We start from the raw sequence: 253 nt of genomic DNA, 5'->3' as shown, positions 1-253 counted from the left end.
CAATTCAAGGAGGCTTCTATGAAAGTAGAGTTGCATTGCCATACCCGATTGTCTGACGGCTCTTTCACATTTGAAGAAATATTGGATCAAGCTGCGAAGGAAGATGTCGTTCAGCTGGCTGTAACGAATCATGATACAACCCGAGAGCTGGAGCGCATGGTAGAAATAGGCCGTGCTAAAGGCATTGAGATTATCCCTGGAATTGAAATAGCCGGCTACGACTTCAAAAGACAGCGGAGAGTGCATATTCTCG

General features: G+C 45.8%; 1 protein-coding gene. It reads left to right on the top strand.

The window, feature by feature from the left end; genetic code table 11:
- Window positions 1-18: 18 nt before the first annotated feature.
- Window positions 19-253, top strand: a 235-nt coding sequence (locus tag KVT27_RS25480) for a PHP domain-containing protein (RefSeq protein ID WP_217582259.1), incomplete at its 3' end; no start/stop codon positions are given.

Source organism: Lysinibacillus sp. GbtcB16, from assembly GCF_019091145.1.
GTDB lineage: Bacteria > Bacillota > Bacilli > Bacillales_A > Planococcaceae > Lysinibacillus > Lysinibacillus fusiformis.
The sequence above is the reverse complement of the archived record's forward strand: the minus strand, read 5'-3'. Positions and strand labels throughout refer to the sequence as shown.